The sequence below is a fragment of the Bacillus sp. CECT 9360 genome (assembly GCF_918741275.1).
In the GTDB taxonomy this organism is placed as follows: Bacteria; Bacillota; Bacilli; order Bacillales; family DSM-1321; genus Peribacillus.
In genome coordinates this window covers 1-2,626 of record NZ_CAKKNA010000029.1, presented here as the reverse complement: position 1 = coordinate 2,626, position 2,626 = coordinate 1, and the positions used below count along the sequence as shown (strand labels likewise).

The following is a 2,626-nucleotide window of genomic DNA, read 5'->3' as shown; positions in this document are numbered from 1 at the left end:
TTTTTACGTCACTTCAAAACAAATTGGTTAAGTCCTCGATCGATTAGTATCTGTCAGCTCCACGTGTCACCACGCTTCCACCTCAGACCTATCTACCTGATCATCTTTCAGGGATCTTACTAGCTTGCGCTATGGGAAATCTCATCTTGAGGGGGGCTTCATGCTTAGATGCTTTCAGCACTTATCCCGTCCGCACATAGCTACCCAGCGATGCCTTTGGCAAGACAACTGGTACACCAGCGGTGCGTCCATCCCGGTCCTCTCGTACTAAGGACAGCTCCTCTCAAATTTCCTGCGCCCACGACGGATAGGGACCGAACTGTCTCACGACGTTCTGAACCCAGCTCGCGTACCGCTTTAATGGGCGAACAGCCCAACCCTTGGGACCGACTACAGCCCCAGGATGCGATGAGCCGACATCGAGGTGCCAAACCTCCCCGTCGATGTGGACTCTTGGGGGAGATAAGCCTGTTATCCCCGGGGTAGCTTTTATCCGTTGAGCGATGGCCCTTCCATGCGGAACCACCGGATCACTAAGCCCGACTTTCGTCCCTGCTCGACTTGTAGGTCTCGCAGTCAAGCTCCCTTGTGCCTTTACACTCTACGAATGATTTCCAACCATTCTGAGGGAACCTTTGGGCGCCTCCGTTACTCTTTAGGAGGCGACCGCCCCAGTCAAACTGTCCACCTGACACTGTCTCCCACCCCGATAAGGGGCGTGGGTTAGAATGTCAATACAGCCAGGGTAGTATCCCACCGACGCCTCCACCGAAGCTAGCGCTCCGGCATCTCCGGCTCCTACCTATCCTGTACAAGCTGTACCAAAATTCAATATCAGGCTACAGTAAAGCTCCACGGGGTCTTTCCGTCCTGTCGCGGGTAACCTGCATCTTCACAGGTACTATAATTTCACCGAGTCTCTCGTTGAGACAGTGCCCAGATCGTTACGCCTTTCGTGCGGGTCGGAACTTACCCGACAAGGAATTTCGCTACCTTAGGACCGTTATAGTTACGGCCGCCGTTTACTGGGGCTTCAATTCAAAGCTTCGTCTTGCGACTAACCTCTCCTCTTAACCTTCCAGCACCGGGCAGGCGTCAGCCCCTATACTTCGCCTTGCGGCTTCGCAGAGACCTGTGTTTTTGCTAAACAGTCGCCTGGGCCTATTCACTGCGGCTTTTCCGGGCTTGCACCCTAAAAAGCACCCCTTCTCCCGAAGTTACGGGGTCATTTTGCCGAGTTCCTTAACGAGAGTTCTCTCGAACACCTTAGGATTCTCTCCTCGCCTACCTGTGTCGGTTTGCGGTACGGGCACCTTTCATCTCGCTAGAGGCTTTTCTTGGCAGTGTGGAATCAGGAACTTCGGTACTAAATTTCCCTCGCCATCACAGCTCAGCCTTATATGGAAACGGGATTTGCCTCGTTTCCGGCCTACCTGCTTGGACGCGCATATCCAACAGCGCGCTTACCCTATCCTCCTGCGTCCCCCCATTGCTCAAACGATTACGGGTGGTACAGGAATATCAACCTGTTGTCCATCGCCTACGCCTTTCGGCCTCGGCTTAGGTCCCGACTGACCCTGAGCGGACGAGCCTTCCTCAGGAAACCTTAGGCATTCGGTGGAAGGGATTCTCACCCTTCTTTCGCTACTCATACCGGCATTCTCACTTCTAAGCGCTCCACAAGTCCTTCCGGTCCTGCTTCAACGCCCTTAGAACGCTCTCCTACCACGGACACCATCGGTGTCCATCCACAGCTTCGGTGATACGTTTAGCCCCGGTACATTTTCGGCGCGGAGTCACTCGACCAGTGAGCTATTACGCACTCTTTAAATGGTGGCTGCTTCTAAGCCAACATCCTGGTTGTCTAAGCAACTCCACATCCTTTTCCACTTAACGTATACTTGGGGACCTTAGCTGGTGGTCTGGGCTGTTTCCCTTTCGACTACGGATCTTATCACTCGCAGTCTGACTCCCATGGATAAGTCTTTGGCATTCGGAGTTTGACTGAATTCGGTAACCCGATGAGGGCCCCTAGTCCAATCAGTGCTCTACCTCCAAGACTCTTACCATGAGGCTAGCCCTAAAGCTATTTCGGAGAGAACCAGCTATCTCCAGGTTCGATTGGAATTTCTCCGCTACCCACACCTCATCCCCGCACTTTTCAACGTGCGTGGGTTCGGGCCTCCATTCAGTGTTACCTGAACTTCACCCTGGACATGGGTAGATCACCTGGTTTCGGGTCTACGACCTCATACTCATTCGCCCTATTCAGACTCGCTTTCGCTGCGGCTCCGTCTCATCAACTTAACCTTGCATGAAATCGTAACTCGCCGGTTCATTCTACAAAAGGCACGCCATCACCCATAAACGGGCTCTGACTACTTGTAGGCACACGGTTTCAGGATCTGTTTCACTCCCCTTCCGGGGTGCTTTTCACCTTTCCCTCACGGTACTGGTTCACTATCGGTCACTAGGGAGTATTTAGCCTTGGGAGATGGTCCTCCCTGCTTCCGACGGGATTTCTCGTGTCCCGCCGTACTCAGGATCCACTCAGGAGGGAACGAAGTTTCGACTACAGGGTTATTACCTTCTTTGACGGGCCTTTCCAGGCCGCTTCATCTACCCC

At 53.3% G+C, this 2,626-nt stretch carries 1 rRNA gene; it reads right to left on the bottom strand.

Annotation, left to right across the window (positions count from 1 at the left end):
• Window positions 1-23: 23 nt before the first annotated feature.
• A 23S ribosomal RNA gene (locus tag LQ216_RS20180) occupies window positions 24-2,626 on the bottom strand; the annotation flags it as partial.